The following is a 23,097-nucleotide window of genomic DNA, read 5'->3' on the forward strand; positions in this document are numbered from 1 at the left end:
GTGAAAGCGTTGATTGAAAGGGTGGGCGAGCTGTCGCCGAAGGAACGCAAGGCCTTGGCGGTGATGCTCAAGCACAAGAACATCAATCTGTTCAGCGTCGCGCCGGTGTTCAAGCGTCAGCCCGAGGAACCACAACTGCTGTCCTATGCCCAGGAGCGGCAGTGGTTCCTCTGGCAGATGAGCCCCGAGAGCAGTGCTTATCACATCAGTGCCGCCCTGAAGTTGCAGGGCGCGCTCGACATCGCTGCGCTCGATGCCAGCTTTGCCGCGCTGGTGGCCCGTCATGAAAGCTTGCGCACCCGCTTCGTCCAGGATGACGAGCAGGTGCTGCAGGTGATCGATGCGCCGAACTGGGCCGGGATCGAGCAGCAGACCCTGGCCCTCGACGACGCGCCGCAACGACGCCAGGCGCAGTTGCAGGCGTGTGTCGAGGAGGAGATCCAGCGCCGCTTCGACCTGCAGGCCGGCCCGCTGTTGCGGGTCAAGCTGTTGCGGCTCGGCGAGCAGGAGCATGTGCTGGTGCTCACCCAACACCACATCGTCACCGATGGCTGGTCGATGCAGGTGATGATCGACGAGCTGGTCCAGCTGTACGCCGCCGCGTGCGAAGGGCGGACCGTGCAACTGCCGGCGCTGCCGGTGCAGTACGCCGATTACGCCTTGTGGCAGCGCCAGTGGATGGAGGCCGGTGAGCAGGAGCGTCAGTTGGCCTACTGGACCGAACGCCTGGGCAGCGAGCATCCGGTGCTCGAGCTGCCGTTCGACCATCCGCGCCCGGCGGAGCAGAGCCTGCGCGGCGCAAGCCTGGAGGTGAAGCTCGAGGCGCAGCTGTGCCGTGAACTGCGCAGTGTGGCGCAGGCGCAGGGCGTCACCCTGTTCATGCTGTTGCTGGCGTCGTATCAGGTCTTGCTGTACCGCTACAGTGGCCAGCGCGACCTGCGCATCGGCGTGCCGGTGGCCAACCGTAATCGCATGGAGACCGAGCGACTGGTCGGCTTCTTCGTCAACACCCTGGTGCAGCGCGTCGAGATCTCGGGGCAGACGACCGTGCGGGCGTTTCTCCAGCAGGTCAAGGCCGATGCCCTGGGCGCGCAGGCGCACCAGGACCTGCCGTTCGAGCAACTGGTCGAAGCACTGCGCCCGCAGCGTACCCTCAGCCACAGCCCGCTGTTCCAGGTGATGTTCAATCACCAGGGTGGCGCGGCGCTGGGCGCTGGCGGTGACGGCGCCCAGGCGTCCGGCCTGCGTATCGAAAACCTCAAGAGCGAGGGCCATACCGCCCAGTTCGACCTGACCCTGAACATTCTGGAGCAGGGCGATGCGCTGGATGCGCAGTTCACCTACGCCCTGGACCTGTTCGAGCCGGCGACCGCGCAGCGCCTGGCCCGGCACTGGCAGAACCTGCTGCAGGCGATGGTCGCCAACCTCGACTGCACGCTGGACGACCTGCCGCTGATCGCTGCCGACGAAGTGCGCGACACCCTGGCGCGCTGGAACGCCACGGCGGTCGAGTACCCGCTGGAGCACAGCGTCCAGGCGCTGATCCAGCGTCAGGTCGAGGCCACGCCGGACGCCACGGCGCTGGTGTTCGGCGAACGTCAGCTCAGCTACCGCCAGCTCGATGCCCTGGCCAACCAGTGGGCGCACCGCCTGCAGGCGGCGGGCGTGGGCCCGGACGTGCTGGTGGGCGTGGCGGCCGAGCGCAGCGTGGAAATGGTCGTGGCGCTGCTGGCGGTGATCAAGGCCGGTGGCGCCTACGTGCCGCTGGACCCGGAATACCCGCGCGAGCGCCTGGCCTACATGATCGAGGACAGCGGCATCGAATTGCTGCTGACCCAGTCGCACCTGCGCGAGCAGTTGCCGCTGCCGCAGGGCCTGGAGTGCCTGTTGCTCGACCAGCCGCTGAGCGGTTATGCCGAGCAGGCGCCGGTGATCGAGGTCACTGGCGAGAACCTGGCCTACGTCATCTACACCTCCGGCTCCACCGGCAAGCCCAAGGGCGCGGGCAACCGCCATCGTGCGCTGACCAACCGTTTGTGTTGGATGCAACAGGCTTATGGCCTGACTGCCGGGGACCGGGTGTTGCAGAAAACCCCGTTCAGTTTCGACGTGTCGGTGTGGGAGTTCTTCTGGCCGCTGATGACCGGCGCTTGCCTGGTAGTCGCCGCGCCGGGGCTGCACCGCGACCCGGCGCAACTGATCGAGCTGATTCGCCGCGAGCGCATCACCACGCTGCACTTCGTGCCGTCGATGCTGCAGGCCTTCGTCGCCGACCCGGCGGTGGCGGGCTGCGCCAGCCTGACCCGTATCGTTTGCAGCGGCGAGGCGCTGCCGGTGGATGCCCAGCGCCAAGTGTTCGACAAGCTGCCGAATGCCGGGCTGTACAACCTGTATGGCCCGACCGAAGCGGCCATCGACGTGACCCACTGGACCTGCCGCGAAGAAGGCCGCGACAGCGTGCCGATCGGCGAGCCGATCGCCAACTTGCAGACCTACGTGCTGGATGCCGGCCTCGGTCCGGTGGCGGTGGGTGTGGTAGGCGAGCTGTACCTGGGCGGCACCGGCCTGGCGCGGGGTTATCACCGTCGTCCGGGGCTGACCGCCGAACGCTTCGTCGCCAGCCCCTTCGGCGACGGCGAGCGGCTGTACCGCACCGGCGACCTGGCGCGCTACCGCGCCGACGGGGTGATCGAGTACATGGGGCGTATCGACCATCAGGTGAAGATTCGCGGGCTGCGCATCGAGCTGGGCGAGATCGAAGCTCGGCTGATGGAGCAGGACGAAGTGCGCGAAGCCGTGGTGCTGGCGGTGCCGGGTGCCGGTGGCCTGCAACTGGCCGGTTATCTGGTGCCGAGCACGCCAGTGGCGGACGACGCGGCGGCCGAAGCCTTGCGCGTCACCCTGCGCGAGCGCCTGGGTGCGGTGCTGCCGGACTACATGGTGCCGGTGCACCTGCTGCTGCTCGATCAATTGCCACTAAGCCCCAACGGCAAGCTGGAACGTCGTGCGCTGCCGCACCCTGCGGTCGGCCAGTCGAAACAGGCCTATGTCGCGGCGCAGAGCGCCGTGGAAAAGACCCTCGCCGGGATCTGGCAGGACGTGCTCAAGTTGGAGCAGGTCGGGGTCAACGACAACTTCTTCGAACTGGGTGGCGACTCGATCATCTCCATCCAGGTGGTCAGCCGCGCGCGGCAGGCCGGTATCCGCTTCACGCCCAAGGACCTGTTCCGCCACCAGACCATCCAGGGCCTGGCCGGTGCAGTGCGCATCGAGGCCGGGGGCCAGGAGGCCGAGCAGGGGCCGGTGACCGGCCGGGCGGGGCTGCTGCCGATCCAGCAGGCGTTCTTCGCCTTGCCGCTGGCGCAGCGCGCACACTGGAACCAATCGGTGTTGCTGCAGCCGACCCGGGCGCTGGACGCCGATGCCCTGGAGCGCGCCTTGCAGGCGCTGCTGGTGCAGCATGACGCGCTGCGTCTGGGCTTCACCGAGGTGGACGGGAATTGGCAGGCACAATTCCGTGAGGTGACCACGGTCGGTACGTTGCTGGAGCGGGTCGAGGGGGTACAGCCCGACGCCCTGCAAGCCCTGGGTGAGCGGGTGCAGCGCAGCCTCGACCTGGCCAACGGCCCGCTGGTCCGCGCCGTGCTGGTCACCCTTGGCGACGACAGCCAGCGCCTGTTGCTGGTGATCCACCACCTGGTGGTCGATGGCGTGTCGTGGCGGGTGTTGTTCGACGACCTGCAAAGCGCCTACCAGCAGAGCCTGGCTGGCCAGGCACCGGACCTCGGGCCACGCACCAGCTCGGTCAAGGCCTGGGCCGAGCGCCTGGAAAGCTATGCGCACAGCGAGCAGGGCCAGGCGGAGCTTGCGTACTGGGAGCGTCTGCGCGAGGTGCAGGTGCACTGGCCTGTAGCCGCGCCGACGCAACCTCTGCTCAATCGCGACGCCGCCACGGTGCAGGTGCGGCTGGACGCGGCCCTGACCCGACAATTGCTGCAGCAGGCGCCTGCGGCCTATCGTACACAGATCAACGACCTGTTGATGACGGCCCTGGCGCGCACCCTGGTGGCCTGGACCGGTGACGAGCACGCCCTGGTGCAACTGGAAGGGCACGGGCGCGAAGCCTTGTTCGACGACATCGACCTGACCCGTACGGTCGGTTGGTTCAGTTCGATGTTCAGCGTGTGCCTGACGCCGGCTGCCGAGCTGGGGGCCTCGATCAAGCAGGTCAAGGAGCAACTGCGCGCCATTCCGCATCGCGGCGTCGGTTTCGGGGCGCTGCGTTACTACGGCGAGCCGCAGGTGCGTGCGCTGCTCGCGGCGTTGCCGCAGCCGCGGGTGACCTTCAACTACCTGGGCCAGTTCGATGGCAGTTTCGCCGTGGACGATGGTGCGCTGTTCACCCCGGCAAACGAGTCTGCCGGGGCGGAGCAGGGCGAGGATGCACCGCTGGGCAACTGGCTGACGGTCAATGGCCAGCTGTATGGCGGCGAACTGAGCCTGAACTGGATCTTCAGCCGTGCGCAGTTCGCCTCCGACGAGATTCAGACCCTGGCCGAGCGCTACATCGAGCAGCTTGGCGCGTTGGTGCGCCACTGCGTGGAACTGCCGGTGCGCGGCGCGACGCCTTCGGATTTCCCGCTGTGCGGGCTCGATCAGGCCCAGCTCGAGCGCTTCCCAGGCCTGCTGGAGCAGGTCGAGGACATCTACCCGCTATCGCCGACCCAGCTGGGCATGCTGTTCCACACCCAGGAATCGGCGGCCAACCTGTACATCAACCAGACCAGCATCGAGGTCAAGGGTCTCGACGCCGAGGCGTTCATCGCCGCCTGGGCGCAGGTGGTGGCGCGCCACGAGATCCTGCGTACCGGCTTCTGGACCGCCAGCCACCTGGCCGAGCCGCTGCAGGTGGTCTACCGCCAGGGCAGCCTGCCGGCGCGCTGCCTGGACTGGCGCGAGCGCACCGTCGAGCCAGGCGCCTTGCAGGCGCTGGCCGATGAGGATTGTGCACGTGGCTTCGAGCTGCTCGAGGCGCCGCTGGCACGCCTGAGCGTGGTGCGCCTGGATGACGACACCACCCAATTGATCTGGACCAGCCACCATATCCTCATGGACGGCTGGTCCAATTCGCGCCTGATGGGCGAGGTCTTCGAGTGCTATGCCGGGCATCCGCTGCCCACCAAGCGCGGGCATTTCCGCGACTATATCGGTTGGTTGCGCGCGCAGCCGGCAGCGCGTCAGGAAGCCTTCTGGCGCGAGCGCCTGGCAGGGCTGGAGGGGCCGACCAGCCTCAGCAGCAGCCTGCCGTTGCCGGCCGATGCGCAGGCTGAAGGCCATGCGGCGCTGTACCTGGACTGGGATGGCGCACGCACCCAACGCCTGCGCGAGGTCGCCCAGCAATTGCGGGTGACCCCCAACACGCTGGTGCAGGCGGCCTGGCTGCTGCTGTTGCAGCGCCATACCGGGCAGCAGACAGTGTGCTTCGGCGCCACGGTGGCCGGGCGCCCGGCGGAGCTGGCAGGTTCGGGTGAAATGCTAGGCCTGTTCATCAACACCTTGCCGATCGTCCAGACCCTGTCCGATCAGCAGCCGCTGGACCAATGGCTGCAGGCCCTGCAGGCCTGGAACCTGGAGGTGCGCGACCATGAGCACACGGCGCTGGCCGATATCCAGCGCTGGGCCGGGCAGGGCGCCGGTGGCCTGTTCGACAGCATCATCGTGTTCGAGAACTATCCGGTGGACGAGCGCCTCGCCCAGGCCCAGGACCAACAGTTGCAGTTCGGCCAGGTGAGCACGCGTGACGTGACCAACTACGCCATGGACCTCGCGGTGCACCTGGGCGCGACCCTGAAGATCGAGTTCCTCTATCTGGTCGGGCGTTTCACGCCGGCCAGCGTCGAGCAGATCCTCGCCAGCTTCGAGACCTTGCTGCAGGCGATGCTCGACCAGCCGCAGGCTCGGCTTGGCAATCTCGGCCTGCTCGATCAGGCCGGGCAGCGGCAGTTGGTCGAAGCCAACCGCCTGGGTGGGCAGGCGCCGACGGCGCTGCTGGGCGAGCAGATCGCCCGCCACAGCCGCGAGCGCCCGACGCAGGTTGCGCTGGTGTGTGCCGGTCGCCAGTTGACCTACGCCCAACTCGAACAGCGGGCCAGCCGCCTGGCCGAGCTGCTGGTGGCGCAGGGTGTCGGCCCGGAAGTGCGGGTGGGCGTGGCCCTGCAGCGCTCGGTGGACATGGTGGTGGCGTTCTACGCCGTGATGAAGGCCGGTGGCGCCTATGTGCCGCTGGACATCGACTACCCCCGCGAGCGCCTGGACTGGATCCTCCAGGACAGCAACGCTGCCTTGATCCTCACCGAGCACAGCGTGCAGGCGCGCCTGCCGCAACGCGAGGGGGTGAACTGGCTGACCCTCGACAGCCTTGACCTCGACGTTGCGGGCATCACCCGTGGCGCCGCGACGGTGTCGCCCGACAACCTGGCCTACCTGATCTACACCTCGGGTTCGACCGGCAAGCCCAAGGGCGTGGCGGTCACCCATGGCCCACTGGCCATGCATTGCGCGGCGATCGCCGAGCGCTACGAAATGGACGCGCGCACCCGCGAGCTGCTGTTCATGTCGTTCGCCTTCGATGGCGCCCAGGAGCGCTGGCTGTCGACCCTGAGCAATGGCGGTTGCCTGGTGATCCGTCCGGGCGAACTGTGGACGCCCGAACAGACCTGGCGAGCGTTGCATGCCGAGCGCATCGACATCGCCTGCTTCCCGCCGGCCTACCTGCAACAACTGGCCGAGTACGCCGAAGGCCGCGAGCCGCCGGCAGTGCGCATCTACTGCTTCGGTGGCGATGCGGTGGCGCAGGCCAACTACGACCTGGTGCGCCGCAACCTGCGCCCGCAGGCGCTGACCAATGGCTACGGCCCGACCGAAACCGTGGTCACGCCGCTGCTCTGGCGCGTTGCGGCCAACCAACCGTGCGAGGCGGTGTACGCACCGATCGGCACCCGCGTCGGCGAGCGCACCTTGTATGTGCTGGACGCTGCACTCAATCCGGTGCCGGACGGGGTTGCCGGTGAGCTCTACATCGGCGGTGAGGGTCTGGCGCGCGGCTACCATCAACGTCCGGACGTGACGGCCGAACGTTTCGTCTGTGACCCGTTCGGGCAGGCGGGCGGGCGTCTGTACCGCACTGGCGACCTGGTGCGCCGTCGCGCCGATGGCGTGTTCGACTACCTCGGCCGCCTCGACAACCAGGTCAAGGTCCGCGGTTTCCGTATCGAGCTGGGCGAGATCGAGGCGCGCCTGCGTGGGCGGGCCGAGGTACGCGATGCCGTGGTGGTCGCGCGGGAGGTCAATGGCAGCAAGCAACTGGTCGCCTACGTGGTGGCCGAGGCGGGTGACAACCTGGCCGAAAGCCTGCGTGCGCACCTGGCCGATGAACTGCCGGACTACATGGTCCCGGCGCAGATCATACTGCTCGCAGCGCTGCCGCTGAGCGCCAATGGCAAGCTCGACCGCAAGGCCCTGCCTGACCCGCAGTTCAAGGCGCGTGAGCACGTGCCGGCCAGTACGCCGCAGGAACAGGCGCTGGTGCGTATCTGGCAGGAGGTGCTGGAGCTCGACCAGGTGGGGATCACCGACAACTTCTTCGAACTGGGCGGCGACTCGCTGCGCGTGCTTAAGGTGCTGGGCAAGGTCCGCGCGGCACCTGAGCTGGGCCTGAGCCTGAAGCTGCGCGACATCATGAGCAAACCGACCATCGCCCAACTGTGCGGCAGCGAACGCAAGCCGCAGGCGCCGGATCCGCTGTTGGCGCTCAACCGTATCGTCGACGGCAGCTCGCCGCTGTTCTGCCTGCATGCCGGCTTCGGCACGGTGTTCGACTACGAGCCACTGGCCCGCCACCTGGATGGGCAATGCACGGTCTATGGCCTGCAATGCCGCATGCTGCTGGACCGCGAGTGGCAGGACAGCTCGTTGGCGGCAATGGCCGGCGACTACGCCCAGGTCGTGCTGCGCAAGCAGCCCGAAGGGCCGCTGCGGCTGTTGGGCTGGTCGCTGGGTGGGCCGTTGGCGGTGCTGGTGGCCGCCGAGCTGATCCGCCTCGGCCGCGAAGTCAGCCTGCTGGGGTTGGTGGACAGTTACCTGCCGGGGCTGGCCGCACCGGGCGGCGACTGGCGTGACGACTTCCACGGTTTCGTGGCGGTCACCCTGGGCGATGCGCCCGCAGCGGCGCTCGACCCCGCAACGCTGACGCAACTGGACGCCGATGCGTTGGCGGTGCAGATCGGGCAACTGCGCGAGCAGGGCAGTACCTCTGAGGTGTATGCCCGGATCGAGGCACAGGACCTGGCCCACACCTTCGTCGTGGCCATGCGCCTGAAAGCCCTGGGTGAGGCCTTGCATAGCCTGCCTGCGGTGGCGGCCGAAGCGCGCTGCTGGTGGGGCGAAGGCGTCGGCAGCCGCGAGCGTGCCAGTTTCGAGGCGGCGCTCGGGCAGTGCCAGGCCAGTGCGGTGGTGGCGGCAGGGCACTTCGAATTGCTGCAGCACCCCAGCGTACTGGCGGATATCCGCGACAGCCTAGCCCCGACGTTCAGTCATTGAAACCTCGGGCGCCCGCCGCACAGGCGGGCGCCCGTATCGCGTCTTCCGAGGATTTTCCCAATGTCTCTGCATCCTGACCTGGCCGGTTTTCTCGAACTGGTCGAACTGGGCCGACTGACCGGTGCCAGCCAACCCATGCACCAGATGAGCGTCGAGCAGGCCCGTGCCGAATTCGAGCGCAGCTCCCAGGTGCTCGACCCCAGCCCGCCTGATGACCTGCAGGTCGAGCACCTGCAGATGGTGGATGGTGACGGCCAACCGCTGTCGGCACGGTTGTACCGTCGGCAGTCGCCGGTGGACGGTCTGCAGCCGGTGCTGTTGTATTTTCACGGTGGCGGCTATGTGGTCGGCAGCCTGGACTCCCACGATGCGGTATGTCGCCGCCTGGCGATATGCAGCGATTTTGCGGTCCTCGCGCCAGCCTACCGCCTGGCGCCGGAAGCACCCTTCCCGGCGGCTGCGGACGATGCCCTGGCCAGTGCCCGCTGGCTGGTGGAACACGGCGAGGCACAGCGCCTGGATGCCCGCCGGGTGGTGGTCAGTGGCGACAGCGCCGGGGCCAGCCTGGCCATCGTCGTCGCCGCCGTGGCCGCGCAGCAGCCGGAGAAGGCGGCGTTGCGTCCGTTGGCGCAGTTGCTGTTTTATCCGGTCACCGATATCAGTTGCCAGCGGCCGTCCCATGGGAAATTTGCCGAGGGTTACCTGCTCGAGAGCGAAACCCTGGAATGGTTCTACCGGCACTACGTGCGTGACCCATCGCAGCGCCTCGATTGGCGGGTGTCGCCGTTGCACCTGACGGCGCTCGAAGGGCTGGCGCCCACCTGGATGGCCCTGGCCGGGCATGATCCGTTGCTCGATGAAGGTGTTGCCTGGGCGCACGCCCTGGAAAAGGCCGGCGTGCCGCTGCAGTGGCGGGTGGAAGAGGCACTGACCCACGATTTCCTGCGGATGCAGGGGATGGTCGAGGCCGTGGAGGGGATTTATGCCGAAGTGGGGCGCTGGTTGAAGGCGGTCGGCGCGGGTTGTCAATCAAACGGTAATATCTGATAGCCATATTGGCCGGCCATCAACAATCACAATGGTCGCCCCAACATGCATTTCACGCCGCACCGTCTGGCCCTGTGTGTCGCCCTGGCCAGTGCTGCCCTGGCCGCCAATGCCACCGATTACCAGGTTGGCAATGCCAGTACCAGCACGCTGGAACTCAAGAAGGGCGACACGCTCAAGGTGACGCCGACTGGCAGCATCGTCTCGGGTGCCGACGACGGGGTGATCCTGCCCAAGCAGACCAGCGGCACCACGGTCAGCGTCGACAATGCCGGGATCATTCGCTCCACCGTGGCCCGTGGTATCGACACCAAGGATGGCGGCACCGACCAGAGCTTCTTCGTCATCACCAACCGCGCCGGGGCGCTGATCCAGGGTACCAACGACGGTATCCGTTTCCAGACCAACCCCAGCGCGGGCGGCAGCCTCAAGATCAGCAACGCCGGGACCATCGAGTCCATCAACGATGGCCAGGCCATCGATCTTGAGGCCCTCAACAACCCAGGCTTCAGCACCACCCTGGTGAACGAGGCGAGCGGCGTGATCCACGCCGTGGGCAACGACGCGATCAAGACCGGCTCCAACGCCACCATCACCAACTACGGGCGTATCTACACCGACACCGCGCCCCAGGATGCCAAGGGCCTGGACCAGAAATACGACGGCATCAAGATCGGCACTTCGACCGGCGTCACCGTGTACAACTACGGCAGCATCAGTGCCGACCGTCACGGCGTCGACCTCAAGACCGATGCCACCCTCTACAACTATGCCGGTGCCAGCGTCACCGGGCGCAACGGCTCGGGCTTCGGCTCCGACGGTACCGGCACCGTGTACAACTGGGGCACCATCACCGGTGCCATCGCCGACGGCAAGATCAATGGCGATGGCGACGGCGTCGATATCGACTTCATCGGCCACGTCTACAACGCCGGCACCATCCAGGGCCTGGGCGCCAAGGGCGTGGACAGCGGCGGGCGGCCCAACGGCAGCGAAGGCATCGCCATGGGTGGCGGTACGGTCACCAACATCAGCACCGGCCTGATCCGCAGCGTCGACAACGGCATCCTGGTGGACGACGGTGCCGAAGGCTCGGGTGTCGGCGCCACCACCATCGACAACGCTGGCACCATTCGTGGCGAGCGCGGCTTCGGCATCAAGCTGGTCGGCAACTTCGATGACACCGTGATCAACAGCGGCACCATCAGCGGCGGCAACGGCCTGGCATTGAGCATGGGCGGTGGCGACGATCGTCTGATCGTGCGTACCGGTGGGGTGTTCAATGGCCTGGTGGATGCGGGCGATGGCGTCGATACGCTGCAGCTCGAGGGCAGTGGCCAGTTCGGCAACAGCGCCAACTTCGAGAAGCTGTTGGTCTCCGGGGGCACCTGGACGCTGAGCAGCGTCAACGATTTCAGCCAGGGTGGCGAGATCACCCAGGGCGCGGCGCTGGTCAACCAGGGCCGCGTGCTCGGCAGTTTGCGGGTAGACCGGGGGGCGACCTACGCGGGCGGTGGTGTGGTCGGTGGCCTCGACGTCAGGGGCACGATGCTGACCAACACCGGGCTGGGCGTGGCCACGGTCAAGGGCGACCTGAAGTTCGATTCGGGCGCCAGCCTGGTCTATGGCGTCAACGCCGACGGCAGCAGCGCGCCGATCACCGTCACCGGTACCGCCAATCTGGGCGGTGCCACCCTGCGCATCCAGCCGACGCCTGGCCAGTACCCCTGGCAAAGCCAGTACACCGTGCTCAACGCCGGTGCGATCAACGGCACCTTTGGCCAGGTCACCAGCGACTACGCCTTCCTCACCCCGAAACTGAGCTACAGCAGCCAGTCGGTAGGCCTGACCTACACCCGCAACGACGTCGCCTTCGACCAGTTCGCCCGCAGCGCCAACGCTGGCGCTGCGGCGCGCAGCCTGGCGAGCCTGGGCAGCGGCAGTGCGCTGTACAGTGCGCTGCTCAATACCTCGAACGCCAGCGCGGGCAATGCCATCGAACAACTGTCGGGCAGCAACACCGCCAGCCTCGCTGCGGCCACCCTGGCCGGTAGCGCCCAGGTGGGCAGCACCATGCTCGGCGCCTTGCAATCGATGGGCAGCAATGCCGGGTTGCTGGTGGGCCTGGATCAGCAGGACACCCCGGTGCTCGCCGCCACCGGCCTGCCCCAGGGCGTGCGCAACCTCAACGACCCGAACGCCCAGGGGCGAGTGTGGGGCCAGGCGCTGGGCAGCTACGGCAAGGTCGATGGCAGCCACGGCGCCAGCAGCCTGGAACAGCGCACCGGCGGCGCGGTGATGGGCCTGGACTGGGCGGTGGGCAGCGACTGGCGCCTGGGCGTGCTGGGCGGCTACTCGCGCACCCGCCTGGACGCCAGCGGCCTGGACGGCAAGGTGCGCAGCTGGCATGCCGGCCTCTACGCCCAACGCCAGAGTGGCCCGCTGGCCCTGCGCCTGGGCGCGGCGTACAGCAGCCATGACGGCGACAGCAAGCGCAGCGTGGCCTTCGATGGCTTCGATGAGCGGCTGAAGGGCAACTACGATGCCGACAGCCAGCAGGCCTTCGCCGAGCTGGGTTATGCCCTGGGCAGTGGGCGCTTGAGCGCCGAGCCTTTCGCCAACCTGGGCTACCAGCGCTATCACCGCGACAGCTACCGCGAGAAGGGCGGCGATGCTGCGTTGGCGGTGGATGCCGACACGCAGGACAACGTCACCAGTACCTTCGGCGTGCGCATCGCACACCTGGGGCAACTGGACAACGGCATGAGCCTGACGCCCCGCGCCAGCCTGGGCTGGCGCCACACCTATGGCAACCTCGACACCCGCACGCGCCAGGCGTTCCTGGCCGGCGGCGATGCGTTCAGCGTCCAGGGCAGTGCGCTGGACCGTGACAGCCTGATCGTCGAGGCCGGGCTGGAGCTGGGGCTCAGTGCACGGCAGAGTGTGGGCCTGGGCTACAACGGCGAGTTGGGCAGCAATGCGCGCAACCACGCCGTGATGGGGCAATGGCAGTTGACGTTCTGATCGCCCGTCGATACACCTGAAGCCGGGGCCGCAAAGGCCCCGGCAGCGTTTCAGCGCAGGTCGTGTTCCAGCGACTTCCACAGCTCGAGCATGGTCGGGTTGCTGTTGCCGATCGAGCGGAATGACCAGATTTCCAGTTCCGCGCTCCACTCGTCCCCGCCTGCGCGCACCAGCCGACCGCTGGCCAGTTCCTCCTCGACCGCCGACTCCGGCAGCCAGGCGATGCCATAGCCTTCGCGGGCCATGCGCATCAGGTGCATGGCCATGTCGGCTTCGTAGAAGCGCTTGAGGTGAGGTTGCGCGTTGCCCTGCAGCAGCACATCCACCACCCGCCCGAGAAACGAGGTAGAGGTGTAGGCGAGGTAGGGGATGGGCTTGCCCGCTGCCCCCGGCAGGGCGAACAGCGGGCGCCCATCTGCGTCGGGCGCCGACACCGGGAAGAAGGCATCGCTGCCCAGGCGCAGACCGACGAACTTGTCGGGGTCGAGGATGATCGGTGCACGCGGGTGGCTGTAGCCGATCATCAGGTCGCAGCTGCCTTCGGCCAGAGCGATGACCGCCTCCTGCACGTTGGCGGCCAGCACCCGCGCATTGAAGTAGCCGTAGCGCCGCTGGAAACCGGCGAACCAGGTGGGCAGGAAGGTCATCGACAGGGTGTGCCCGGCCACCACCTGGATCGAGCGCCCGGGCATGCGCTCGCCGCGGCGCAGCGCCGAGCGCAGGTCATGGAAGATCGACAGCGCGTCTCGGCCTTCGTCGCAGAAGGTCTTGCCGGCGGCGGTCAGTTGCACCGGATAGGTGCTGCGGTCGACCAGCTCGACGCCGACCCATTCCTCCAGCGAGCGAATGCGTCGCGACAGCGCGGACTGGGTGATGCAGCGGATCTCGGCCGCGCGGGAAAAGCTCTTGGTTTCGGCGATGGCCAGCAGGTCATCGATCCATTTGGTCTGCATGGTGGTGGGCCTGTGGGGGCGCGGTTCAATGCCGGATTTTATCCTCGCTTCGCCGCGAATTCACCGCCATTCGACAACTATGCGAATTACGCATGAACCCATCGCGCATCCTCATCAACTGCCCCGGCCGTGCGTCGTAGCCTGTTGCTGTCCCTCCCGCATTCGACAGACAGAGGTCGAGATGAATAACAAGAAACTACCCCGTTACATCGCCGTGGCGATCCTGCTCGGCATCGTCGTCGGCTGGCTGTGCAACACCTACGCAGGCTCCGCCGACGCCGCCAAGCAGATTGCCGGTTACTTCAGCCTGGTCACCGATATCTTCCTGCGCATGATCAAGATGATCATCGCCCCGCTGGTGTTCGCCACCCTGGTCGCAGGGATCAGCAGCCTGGGCAATTCCGGTTCGGTGGGGCGCATCGGCCTGCGCTCGATGATCTGGTTCGTCAGCGCCTCGGTGTTCTCCCTGGCCCTGGGCATGCTGCTGGTGAACCTGTTCCAGCCTGGCGCCCACCTGAACCTGAGCGTGGAGTCGGGCCAGGCAGTGAGCGCGGTGGCGGTCAATGCCGGGGACTTCAGCCTCAAGACCTTCATCAGCCATGTGTTCCCGCGCAGCATCGCCGAAGCCATGGCCAACAACGAGATCCTGCAGATCGTGGTGTTCTCGCTGTTCTTCGGGCTGGCGCTGGCGTTCGTCAAGCAACGTGGCAACACCCGCATCGGCGAGCTGGTGGACGAGCTGGCCAAGGTGATGTTCCGCATCACCGACTACGTGATGATGTTCGCTCCGGTCGGCGTCTTCGCCGCGCTGGCCGCTGCCGTCACCACCCAGGGCATCGGCCTGCTGTTCGACTATGGCAAGCTGATCGGCCAGTTCTACCTGGGCATCCTGCTGCTGTGGCTGGCGCTGTTCGCGGTGGGCTACGGTTTCCTCGGGCGCCCGGTGTTCACCTTGGGCAAGCTGATCCGCGAGCCGGTGCTGCTGGCGTTCTCCACTGCGAGCAGCGAATCGGCCTACCCCAAGACCATCGATGCGCTGGAGAAATTCGGTGCACCCAAGCGCGTGTCGAGCTTCGTCCTGCCGCTGGGCTACTCCTTCAACCTCGACGGCTCGATGATGTACCAGGCCTTCGCGATCATGTTCATCGCCCAGGCCTACAACATCGAGCTGAGCTTCACCCAGCAAGTGCTGATCCTGTTGACCCTGATGGTCACCAGCAAGGGCATGGCCGGGGTGGCGCGGGCCTCGGTGGTGGTGGTCGCGGCCACGCTGCCGATGTTCCACCTGCCCGAGGCCGGGCTGTTGCTGATCCTGGCGATCGACCAGTTCCTCGACATGGGCCGTACCGCGACCAACGTGGTGGGCAACAGCATCGCCACGGCGGTGATCGCCGACCTCGAACGGCGCCATGAGGATGCCCCGACGCCTGTCGAACCTGCGCTGAAACCTGCCACCCACGCCTGATCCGGACCGTCCCATGAAAAGCCCACGCAAGACCGCCAACGCGCGCACCCTCGGCATCATCGGTGGCCTCGGCTCGCTGGCCGGTGGCGATCTTTTCCTCAAGCTGCTCAAGAGCCAGCCCCTGCTGGCCGAACAGGGCCGCTACCACCTGCTGTTCGAGCAGCACCCGTTCAAGGACCTGGCGTTGCCGCTCAGCGCGGGCGCGAGCATGACCTCGCGCAAGCTCTACGTGTTCCAGGTCTGCCAGGGCTATGCCGACAGCGGTGCCGACGCCGTGCTGGTGCCGTGCTTCGCCAGCCATACCTTCATCGACGAACTGCGCGCCGAGCTGCAGATCGCCATCGTCGACCTGATGGCGGCGCTCAAGGCCCATGTGGCGCACATCGCCCCGCCCGGTGCGCGCCTGGGCGTGCTGGCTTCGGACTATGTGCGCGCTTCGGGGTTGTTCGAGCGGCATCTTGCCGACGACTACGAGCTGATCCATCCCTCGCCGGTGCAGCAGGCGGCGTTGATGGAGGCGGTGTACGGGCCTGCAGGCATCAAGGCCGGACATCTGGATGGGGTGGCGCTGGAGCTGCTGCATCAGGTTTGCCTGGAGCTCGAGGGCCAGGGCGCGACGCTGTTGCTGCCGGGCATGACCGAGCTGTCGTTGCTGGCGCCGGAGCTGATGCGCCGTGGCATTCACTGCGTCGATGCCAACCAGGTGTATGCCGACTTCGCCAGCGCCACCGATTCGGTGCCCAGCCTTGCACCGTTCAAGCTGGGGATCGTCGGTGGCGTGGGGCCGGCGGCGACCGTGGATTTCATGGGCAAGGTAGTGAAGAACACCCCGGCCGGGCGTGACCAGGACCATATCAGGATGGTGGTCGAACAGAACCCGCAGATTCCCGATCGCACCGCCAACCTGCTGCGCCAGGAGGCCGACCCGACCGTGGCGATGTACTCGACCTGTCGCCGCCTGGAAGAGGAGGGCGCCGATGCCATCGCGATCCCGTGCAACACCGCGCATGCCTATGTCGAGCGGATCCAGGAGCATCTGGCGGTGCCGATCGTCAACATGCTGAGCGAGACCATCGATTTCATTCTGCACCGCTATGGTCGTGAGGTGCGGGTGGGGCTGCTGGCGACCTCGGGCACGTTGCAGAGTGGGGTCTATCACGCGGCGGCCGAACGCGTCGGCCTGTCGTTGCTGGTGCCGGACGATGCGGCGCAGGCGCGGGTGATGCGTGCGATCTATGGTGAGGAAGGCGTCAAGGCGGGATTTACCGAAGGGCAGTGTCGGGATGACCTGCTGGCCGGCGCCGGGCAACTGGTCGGGCAGGGCGCGCGGGTGTTGATCCTGGGTTGTACCGAATTGCCGTTGATTCTGGCCCAGGCCGATGGCTTCCCCATCGACGGGGTGCAGGTGGCACTGGTGGACCCGACCGACGTGCTGGCGCGCCGCTGCGTGGCGTTGGCGCGAGGGCTGAGGTAAGCGCAGCGGGCATGCCCGCTGCCGCAGGAGGGGCTGTGGTCAGCTTTGGTAATCGCGCCCCTCGCGATCCAGTTGCCGGATCAACGCATCCCAGTGCCGCTGGATTCCCTCGCCAAGCCCGTCGGAAAAGCGCTTCGACTGCTCATGCACCTTGGCAATCGCCGCCGGGGAGGCGTACTGCAGTTGGTCGTTGCCACCCGCCTGTGCGGCGATCTGGATGTTGCAGGCGCGCTCCAGGCCGTGCAGCTCACGGAAGGCATGCTCGACGCTGATGCCGCCGGTGAGCAGGCCATGATTGCGCAGGATCAGGATATTGCTTTGCCCCAGGTTGGCCACCAGGCGCTGCTGTTCATCCAGGTCCAGCGCGACGCCTTCGTAGTCGTGATAGACCAGGCGGCTGTAATAGGCCAGGGCATGCTGGGAGACCGGCAACAGGCCGTCACGCTGGGCAGAGACCGCCGCGCCATCGCGGGTGTGGGTGTGCAGTACGGCCTTGAGGTCGGGGCGGGCGCGGTGGATGGCGCTGTGGATGACGTAGCCGGCCTGGTTGATGCCCAGGCCCAGCGGGTCGTCGATGATCGTGCCGTCGACATCCACCTTGACCAGGTTCGACGCGGTGATTTCGTCGAACAGCAGGCCGAAGGCGTTGATCAGGAAGTGCTCGTCCGGGCCGGGAACCCGTGCCGAGAAATGCGTGTAGATGTGGTCGGTCCAGCGGAACAGGGCCGCCAGGCGATAGGCGGCGGCGAGCTTGACCCGCACCTCCCATTCCTCGGCGCTGACCCGTAGGCGCACGGCCTCCTGGCTGGGAGGTACGACGGACAGTGAACTCATGCGGTGCTCCAGTGCAAGCAGTACGGTGTGAACAGGACCGTAGGCGTCTGGCGCAACGCTGTAAAAGTCTTTTTGGTTCTATGCTAATTATTCGTTTTAAGAATTATCTTTTTTGTTTTTATGCAGGGTGATCATTTAGCCGGGTCAGCTCGCTGCGCTGTTCAGGCGGGTGCCTGCCACGGCGCCGAACAGCTCCACCGGCTCCTGGAGATTGCCCAGGTAGCGTGGATGGAACAGCCACAGGTCGACTTGCGGCTTGAAATCGCTGACGTTGACGATATCCAGCAGGTCTCGATGGCGACTGGCAAGCAACAGCGGTTCGGGCACCAGGCCCAGGCCCTGGCCGTTGGCGACCAGCCCCAGTTGCAACTCGGTGCCGAAGGTTTCGAGGTTGATCGACAGTGACAACCCCTGTTCGCTCAATGCGCGCTGCAGCCCGGCGCGAAAGCCGCAACCATCGGGGTTGAGCACCCAGCCGCGGGTATAGCAGTCGCGCAACTTGTAGCTGCGCTTGCCGGCGCTGCCCTTGGCCGCGACCACCCGCAACGGCATACGCGTGATGGAATGGCTGGCGATGCCCTCGGGGAAGATCTTGCCCGGTGGGAAGAGGGCCGCAGCGGCATCCAGCTCGCCGTTTTCCATGCGTGCGATCAGGCTGCTGCCCCAGCCGCTGGTGACCTGGGTGCGCAGCTCTGGGTAGGCCTGGCGGATCTGCGCCAGGGCCTCGAGCAGCACCACGTCGCCCAGTGTCTGCGGCACGCCCAGGCGCAGGGTGCCGGACGGCGCGCCATCGTTGGCCACCAGTTCGCGCAGGGCGTCGATTTCACGCAGGATGGCCTTGCACTGCTCGTACACGCGCAGGCCCATGGGCGTGGGCTTGAGTGGCTTGGTGTTACGGTCGAGCAAGGTGGCGCCGAGGTCTTCCTCGAAGTTCTGCACGCGCCGGGTGATGGCCGGCTGCGTCAGTTGCAGCGCTTCGGCGGCAAGGTTGGTCGACTGGCAACGGATGACGGCCACGAAGGCGTCCATGTCATCGATTTTCATATTCGGCGCTCACATATTGAGACTGGAGGACATACCCGCAGAGCATAATCCTGATGGTCGGGATTGTCACAGTTCGACGAGCGAGGCAAGCAGGGCGGCCTTCGCCGCCCGTGGCGAGCGTCAGCGGGCGTTGCGCGCCCGTGCCACCCGCGAGCCGTTGGCACGCCCCAGCACGTCGCTGATGCGCTGGCCGGCGGCGACCAGTTTGTCCAGGTCGATACCGGTCTCGATGCCGAGCCCTTGCAGCAGGTACAGCACGTCTTCGGTGGCGATGTTGCCTGTGGCGCCCTTGGCGTAGGGGCAGCCGCCGAGCCCGGCCACCGAGCTGTCGAACACGCTGATCCCTTCGAGCAGGCTGGCATAGACATTGGCCAGGGCCTGGCCGTAGGTGTCGTGGAAGTGGCCGGCAAGCTGCTCGCGCGGCACCTGCGCCGAGACCACCTCGAACAGGCGTCGGGTATCGCCGGCGGTGCCGGTGCCGATGGTGTCGCCCAGCGACACTTCGTAGCAGCCCATGTCGTGCAGGGCCCGGGCGACCGGGGCGACCTGCTCGGCGCTGACCTTGCCTTCATAAGGGCAGCCGAGCACGCAGGATACATAGCCGCGGACCCGGATACCGTGCTCGTGCGCGGCGTCCATGATCGGTTCGAAGCGTTGCAGGCTCTCGCTGATCGAGCAGTTGATGTTGCGCTGGGAGAACGCCTCGGACGCCGCGGCGAACACCGCCACCTCCTTCACCCCGGCTGCCAGTGCATCCTCGAAACCGCGCAAGTTCGGCGCCAGGGCTGCGTAGGTCACCCCGGCACGCTGGCGGATACCGGCAAACACCTCGGCCGATCCAGCCATTTGCGGCACCCACTTGGGCGAGACGAAACTGCCCACCTCGATGTAGGAGAGCCCGGCGTCGGTGAGGTCGTCCACCAGCCGCACCTTGTCGGCGACGCTGATGGGTTGGGCTTCGTTCTGCAAGCCGTCGCGCGGGCCGACTTCGACCAGGCGCACGTGTGCGGGCAATGACATGGCGGGGTTCCTGTGGCGAATCAGCGGTTATTGTTCAGGGTGGCGGCCAGCGCCTGCTCGCAGCGCTCCTGGGCGGTGTCCAGCTCCAGGTGCATCTGCTGGATATCGAGCATCTGCTGCTCCAGTTGCGCGCGGCGTTCGGCGATCTTGGCCAGCATGCTGGTGAGCTGCTTGAGGTTGCCGCCGCTGGGGTCGTACAGCTCGATCAGCTCGCGGCATTCGGCCAGCGAGAAGCCGATGCGCTTGCCGCGCAGGATCAGCTTGAGGGTCACCTTGTCACGCGCCGAATAGATACGCTCCAGGCCGCGACGCTCGGGGCTCAGCAGACCCTGCTCCTCGTAGAAGCGGATGGCGCGGGTGGTGATGTCCAGCTCGCGGGACAGGTCGGAGATGCTGTAGGTCTGGCTGCTCATGCTCGGGCTCGGGGGTGGAATGTGAGTAAGCTAAAGGCAGGTTGACGTATACGTCAAGGTGATTGCGCAGTGCCGCTGCGTCGGTAGGCATTGGGCGTCTGGCCGCTGAGGCGCTTGAAGAAGCGTGCGAAGTAGGTGGGATCGCTGAAACCCAGGCTGTCGGACAACTGGCCGATGCTCATGCGTGTGTAGGTCAGGTTGCGCCGCGCTTCGAGCAGCAGGCGCTGGTGGATCACCTGCAGCGCGGTCTGCCCGCTCAGCGCGCGGCACAGCTGGTTGAGCTGCAGGCTGGTGATGCCCAGGCGTGCAGCGAACTCATCGACCGACAGGTGCTGGCGGTAATGCGCTTCGACCAGGCGCAGGTAGTGCCCGAGCAGGTGGCGGTCGCGCTCGTCGCGATTACGCGGTGCCTGGCCCAGTTGCTGGCGGCGGCTGATCCACACCATCAGGGCGGTCACCAGCGCCTGCAGCATGGCGGCGCGAGCGGGTGCGCTGCCCTGGTATTCCTGCTGCAAGGTGTCGATCAGCCCGCGCAGGCGCGTGCGGTCGCGGCCCAGCGGGTAGCAGGCCGCCGATGCCAGCACCGCCAGTGGTGCTCCCAGGCGTTGCTCGAGGTCGGCCACCAGCGCCGTACCGAAGGTCAGTACATGGCCCTGGATGTCGGCGCTGAAGCGAAAGCCATGCACCGTCAGCGGTGGCACTACCTGGATCGCCGCCTCGTGGATCTCGCTGCGTCGACCTTCTATTTCCACCAGCGCGTGCCCGCGCTGCACGTAGAGCAACTGGAACAGTTCCGCATGCTGGTGCGGCTTGATCTCCCAGTGGTGCAGGCGGCTGCGTGCGGGGATCGATTCGCAGTGCAGCAGATCGGTGCCGGGCCAGGCGTGGTTCTCGCCATAGAGCTGAAACAGCGGTACGCCGGGAAGGGAGGATTTCATGGTCGGGACACCTGTGCGCTGATCGCACGGAATTTTGAAAAGTGCAGATTTTCCATCGGATATGACACCTTTTCAGCTTTTTGCGCCAGTAAAAATGCAGGGGCTAACCCGAATAACGTATGCCGGCTGCCGCCAGTACGGCATCGACAAGGCGAGACAACAACAATGAAAACCCAGGTTGCAATAATTGGCGCCGGCCCTTCTGGCCTGCTGCTTGGTCAACTGCTGCACAAGGCGGGCATCGACACGCTCATTCTCGAACGCCAGACCCCTGAGTACGTGCTTGGCCGTATCCGCGCCGGTGTGCTGGAGCAGGGCACCGTTGACCTGCTGCGCGAAGCCGGGGTGTCGGCGCGCATGGACCGTGAAGGGCTGGTGCACGAGGGTGTCGAACTGCTGGTGGCAGGGCGCCGCCAACGCCTGGACCTCAAGGCCCTGACCGGCGGCAAGACGGTGATGGTGTACGGCCAGACCGAAGTCACCCGCGACCTCATGCAGGCCCGCGAGCAGAGCGGGGCGCCGATCGTGTACGGTGCCAGCAACGTGCAGCCGCACGGGCTCAAGGACGAGCGGCCCTACGTGACCTACGAGAAGGACGGCCAGTTGCACCGCGTCGAGTGCGATTACATCGCGGGTTGCGACGGTTCTCATGGCGTTTCGCGCCAGAGCATTCCACAGGGCGTGCTCAAGCAGTACGAGCGGGTCTATCCGTTTGGTTGGCTGGGGTTGCTGGCCGATACCCCGCCGGTCAACCACGAGCTGATCTATGCGCATCATGATCGTGGTTTCGTGTTGTGCAGCCAGCGCTCCACAACCCGCAGCCGATACTACCTGCAGGTGCCGCTGGACGAGCGGGTGGAGAACTGGCCCGATGCGCGTTTCTGGGACGAACTCAGGGCGCGTCTGCCCGAGGACGTCGCCGCGCGCCTGGTCACCGGCCCCGCGCTGGAAAAGAGCATCGCGCCGCTGCGCAGCCTGGTGGTCGAGCCGATGCAGTACGGGCACCTGTTCCTGGTGGGGGATGCGGCGCATATCGTGCCACCGACCGGGGCCAAGGGCCTGAACCTGGCAGCCTCGGACGTCAACTATCTGTATCGCATCCTGGTCAAGGTCTACCGCGAAGGTCGCACCGACCTGCTGGAGCGCTACTCACCGCTGGCGCTGCGGCGGGTCTGGAAGGGCGAGCGTTTCAGTTGGTTCATGACCCAGCTGCTGCATGATTTTGGCGAGCACAAGGATGCCTGGGACCAGAAGATGCAGGAGGCCGACCGGGAGTACTTCCTGTCGTCCGAGGCAGGCCTGGTGAACATTGCCGAGAATTATGTGGGCTTGCCGTACGAGGAGGTGTAGCAACTGCCCCCCTCAAAATCTAAAGTCCAGCCCAATCCCCCTGTGGGAGCGGGCTTGCCCGCGAACACGGGCGTAGCCCGTGCCAGGCAGCGCGGAGTATTTTTCGCAGGCAAGCCCGCTCCCACAAGAGGCCCCATAGCGTCTGAATACGGTGGTGTTACCTGTGGGAGCCAACTGTCTTTCACCTACCACCGACCAGCGCTTCATCAACGCTCCAGCAACGCCACCATCTCGGCATACCCGCGTGCCCGCGCATGCTCCAGCGCCGTCACGCCGTCCTTGTCGGCAATCGCAGGGTCCGCGCCTGCCGCCAGCAGCCGACGCACGATGTCCACATGGCGTGGGCCGCCGTCGCCAAGGATCACTGCCTCCAGCAAGGCGGTCCAGTGCAACCGGTTGAGGTGGTTCACGTCCACGCCCGCGTCGATCAGTATCTGCACCGTTTCCACATGACCACGCTCGGCCGCCGGGATCAGCGCGGTGCCGCCGTAGCGGTTGGTGCTGGCGAGGTCGGCGCCGTGGGCCAGGGTCAGGCGCAGGATCTCGTTCAGGCCGCGGGCACCGGCATACAGGTAGGGGCTGTCGTGGATGTTGTCCTTGGCGTTGACATCGGCGCCGGCTTCGATCAGCACTTTGGCCGCGTCGATATGGTTGCCGTGGGTGGCCGCCAGCAGGGGCGTGCGCCCTTGGCCATCGCGGCTGTCGAGCGCCAGCGGTTCCTTGAGCAAGCGACGGATGGCAGGTGCATCGCCGCGCTGGGCGGCATAAAGCAGGCGGGTATCCATGGAGGTGGTCTCGGCGTGGGCGGCAAGGCAGGTGAAGGCCAGCAGGCAGGCGGCGAGGGTGTGGCGCATGCGTGGGGCTCCTGAGGCAAAACCTCATCCTAGGGAAAAAGTTGCCGGCGACTGAAACGAATTATCTGGATGACCGGTAGTGG

The 23,097-nt window shown here is 66.5% G+C and carries 13 protein-coding genes; 6 read left to right on the forward strand and 7 right to left on the reverse strand.

Features of this window, described 5'->3' with window-relative positions:
- From ACNFHO_RS13490 to ACNFHO_RS13500, 3 genes are read left to right on the forward strand one after another with little or no spacing between them, the layout of a single operon-like run.
- Entirely contained in the window at positions 1–8,598 is an 8,598-nt protein-coding gene (locus ACNFHO_RS13490; protein ID WP_416766642.1) for an amino acid adenylation domain-containing protein, read from the forward strand.
- A gap of 60 nt (positions 8,599–8,658) precedes the next feature.
- On the forward strand, positions 8,659–9,645 hold the full coding sequence (locus ACNFHO_RS13495; protein WP_416766643.1) for an alpha/beta hydrolase: 987 nt from the start codon (positions 8,659–8,661) through the stop codon (positions 9,643–9,645).
- A 45-nt stretch (positions 9,646–9,690) separates the two neighbouring features.
- Positions 9,691–12,669 carry an autotransporter outer membrane beta-barrel domain-containing protein gene (locus ACNFHO_RS13500; protein WP_416766644.1) on the forward strand — a complete coding sequence of 993 codons (2,979 nt, stop codon included), beginning with the start codon at positions 9,691–9,693 and terminating at the stop codon, positions 12,667–12,669.
- A gap of 50 nt (positions 12,670–12,719) precedes the next feature.
- Here ACNFHO_RS13500 and ACNFHO_RS13505 read toward each other — a convergent pair whose 3' ends face one another.
- Positions 12,720–13,622: a LysR substrate-binding domain-containing protein gene (locus tag ACNFHO_RS13505; protein ID WP_416766645.1), complete on the reverse strand. Its 903-nt coding sequence runs from the start codon at positions 13,620–13,622 to the stop codon at positions 12,720–12,722.
- A 181-nt stretch (positions 13,623–13,803) separates the two neighbouring features.
- On the opposite strand from ACNFHO_RS13505, the gene ACNFHO_RS13510 reads away from it, so the two are divergent.
- Positions 13,804–15,087 (forward strand): dicarboxylate/amino acid:cation symporter, encoded by a 1,284-nt coding sequence (locus ACNFHO_RS13510; RefSeq protein WP_112898000.1) that lies wholly within the window; start codon positions 13,804–13,806, stop codon positions 15,085–15,087.
- 13 nt (positions 15,088–15,100) lie between these two features.
- Positions 15,101–16,561 carry an aspartate/glutamate racemase family protein gene (locus tag ACNFHO_RS13515; protein ID WP_065863457.1) on the forward strand — a complete coding sequence of 487 codons (1,461 nt, stop codon included), beginning with the start codon at positions 15,101–15,103 and terminating at the stop codon, positions 16,559–16,561.
- A 39-nt stretch (positions 16,562–16,600) separates the two neighbouring features.
- On the opposite strand, the gene ACNFHO_RS13520 is transcribed toward ACNFHO_RS13515, so the two are convergent.
- The 5 genes from ACNFHO_RS13520 to ACNFHO_RS13540 form a co-directional block, all read right to left on the reverse strand.
- On the reverse strand, positions 16,601–17,395 hold the full coding sequence (locus ACNFHO_RS13520; protein ID WP_416766646.1) for a class II aldolase/adducin family protein: 795 nt from the start codon (positions 17,393–17,395) through the stop codon (positions 16,601–16,603).
- A 144-nt stretch (positions 17,396–17,539) separates the two neighbouring features.
- Entirely contained in the window at positions 17,540–18,439 is a 900-nt protein-coding gene (locus tag ACNFHO_RS13525; RefSeq protein ID WP_125930170.1) for a LysR family transcriptional regulator, read from the reverse strand.
- Between the two features lie 120 nt (positions 18,440–18,559).
- Entirely contained in the window at positions 18,560–19,459 is a 900-nt protein-coding gene (locus ACNFHO_RS13530) for a hydroxymethylglutaryl-CoA lyase (protein ID WP_416766647.1), read from the reverse strand.
- A gap of 20 nt (positions 19,460–19,479) precedes the next feature.
- Positions 19,480–19,872 (reverse strand): MerR family transcriptional regulator, encoded by a 393-nt coding sequence (locus ACNFHO_RS13535; protein ID WP_054893249.1) that lies wholly within the window; start codon positions 19,870–19,872, stop codon positions 19,480–19,482.
- Between the two features lie 53 nt (positions 19,873–19,925).
- Complete coding sequence (locus tag ACNFHO_RS13540) at positions 19,926–20,810, reverse strand: helix-turn-helix domain-containing protein (protein ID WP_063544460.1); 885 nt, start codon at positions 20,808–20,810, stop codon at positions 19,926–19,928.
- 165 nt (positions 20,811–20,975) lie between these two features.
- Here ACNFHO_RS13540 and pobA point away from each other — a divergent pair, with 165 nt between their 5' ends.
- A complete protein-coding gene (pobA, locus tag ACNFHO_RS13545; protein WP_416766648.1) occupies positions 20,976–22,160 on the forward strand; it encodes a 4-hydroxybenzoate 3-monooxygenase in 1,185 nt (394 codons plus the stop codon).
- A gap of 206 nt (positions 22,161–22,366) precedes the next feature.
- On the opposite strand, the gene ACNFHO_RS13550 is transcribed toward pobA, so the two are convergent.
- A complete protein-coding gene (locus ACNFHO_RS13550) occupies positions 22,367–23,014 on the reverse strand; it encodes an ankyrin repeat domain-containing protein (RefSeq protein ID WP_125930169.1) in 648 nt (215 codons plus the stop codon).
- Positions 23,015–23,097 lie beyond the last annotated feature (83 nt).

Origin of the sequence: Pseudomonas sp. NY15374, from assembly GCF_048068255.1 — a bacterium.
Lineage (GTDB): Bacteria > Pseudomonadota > Gammaproteobacteria > Pseudomonadales > Pseudomonadaceae > Aquipseudomonas > Aquipseudomonas machongensis.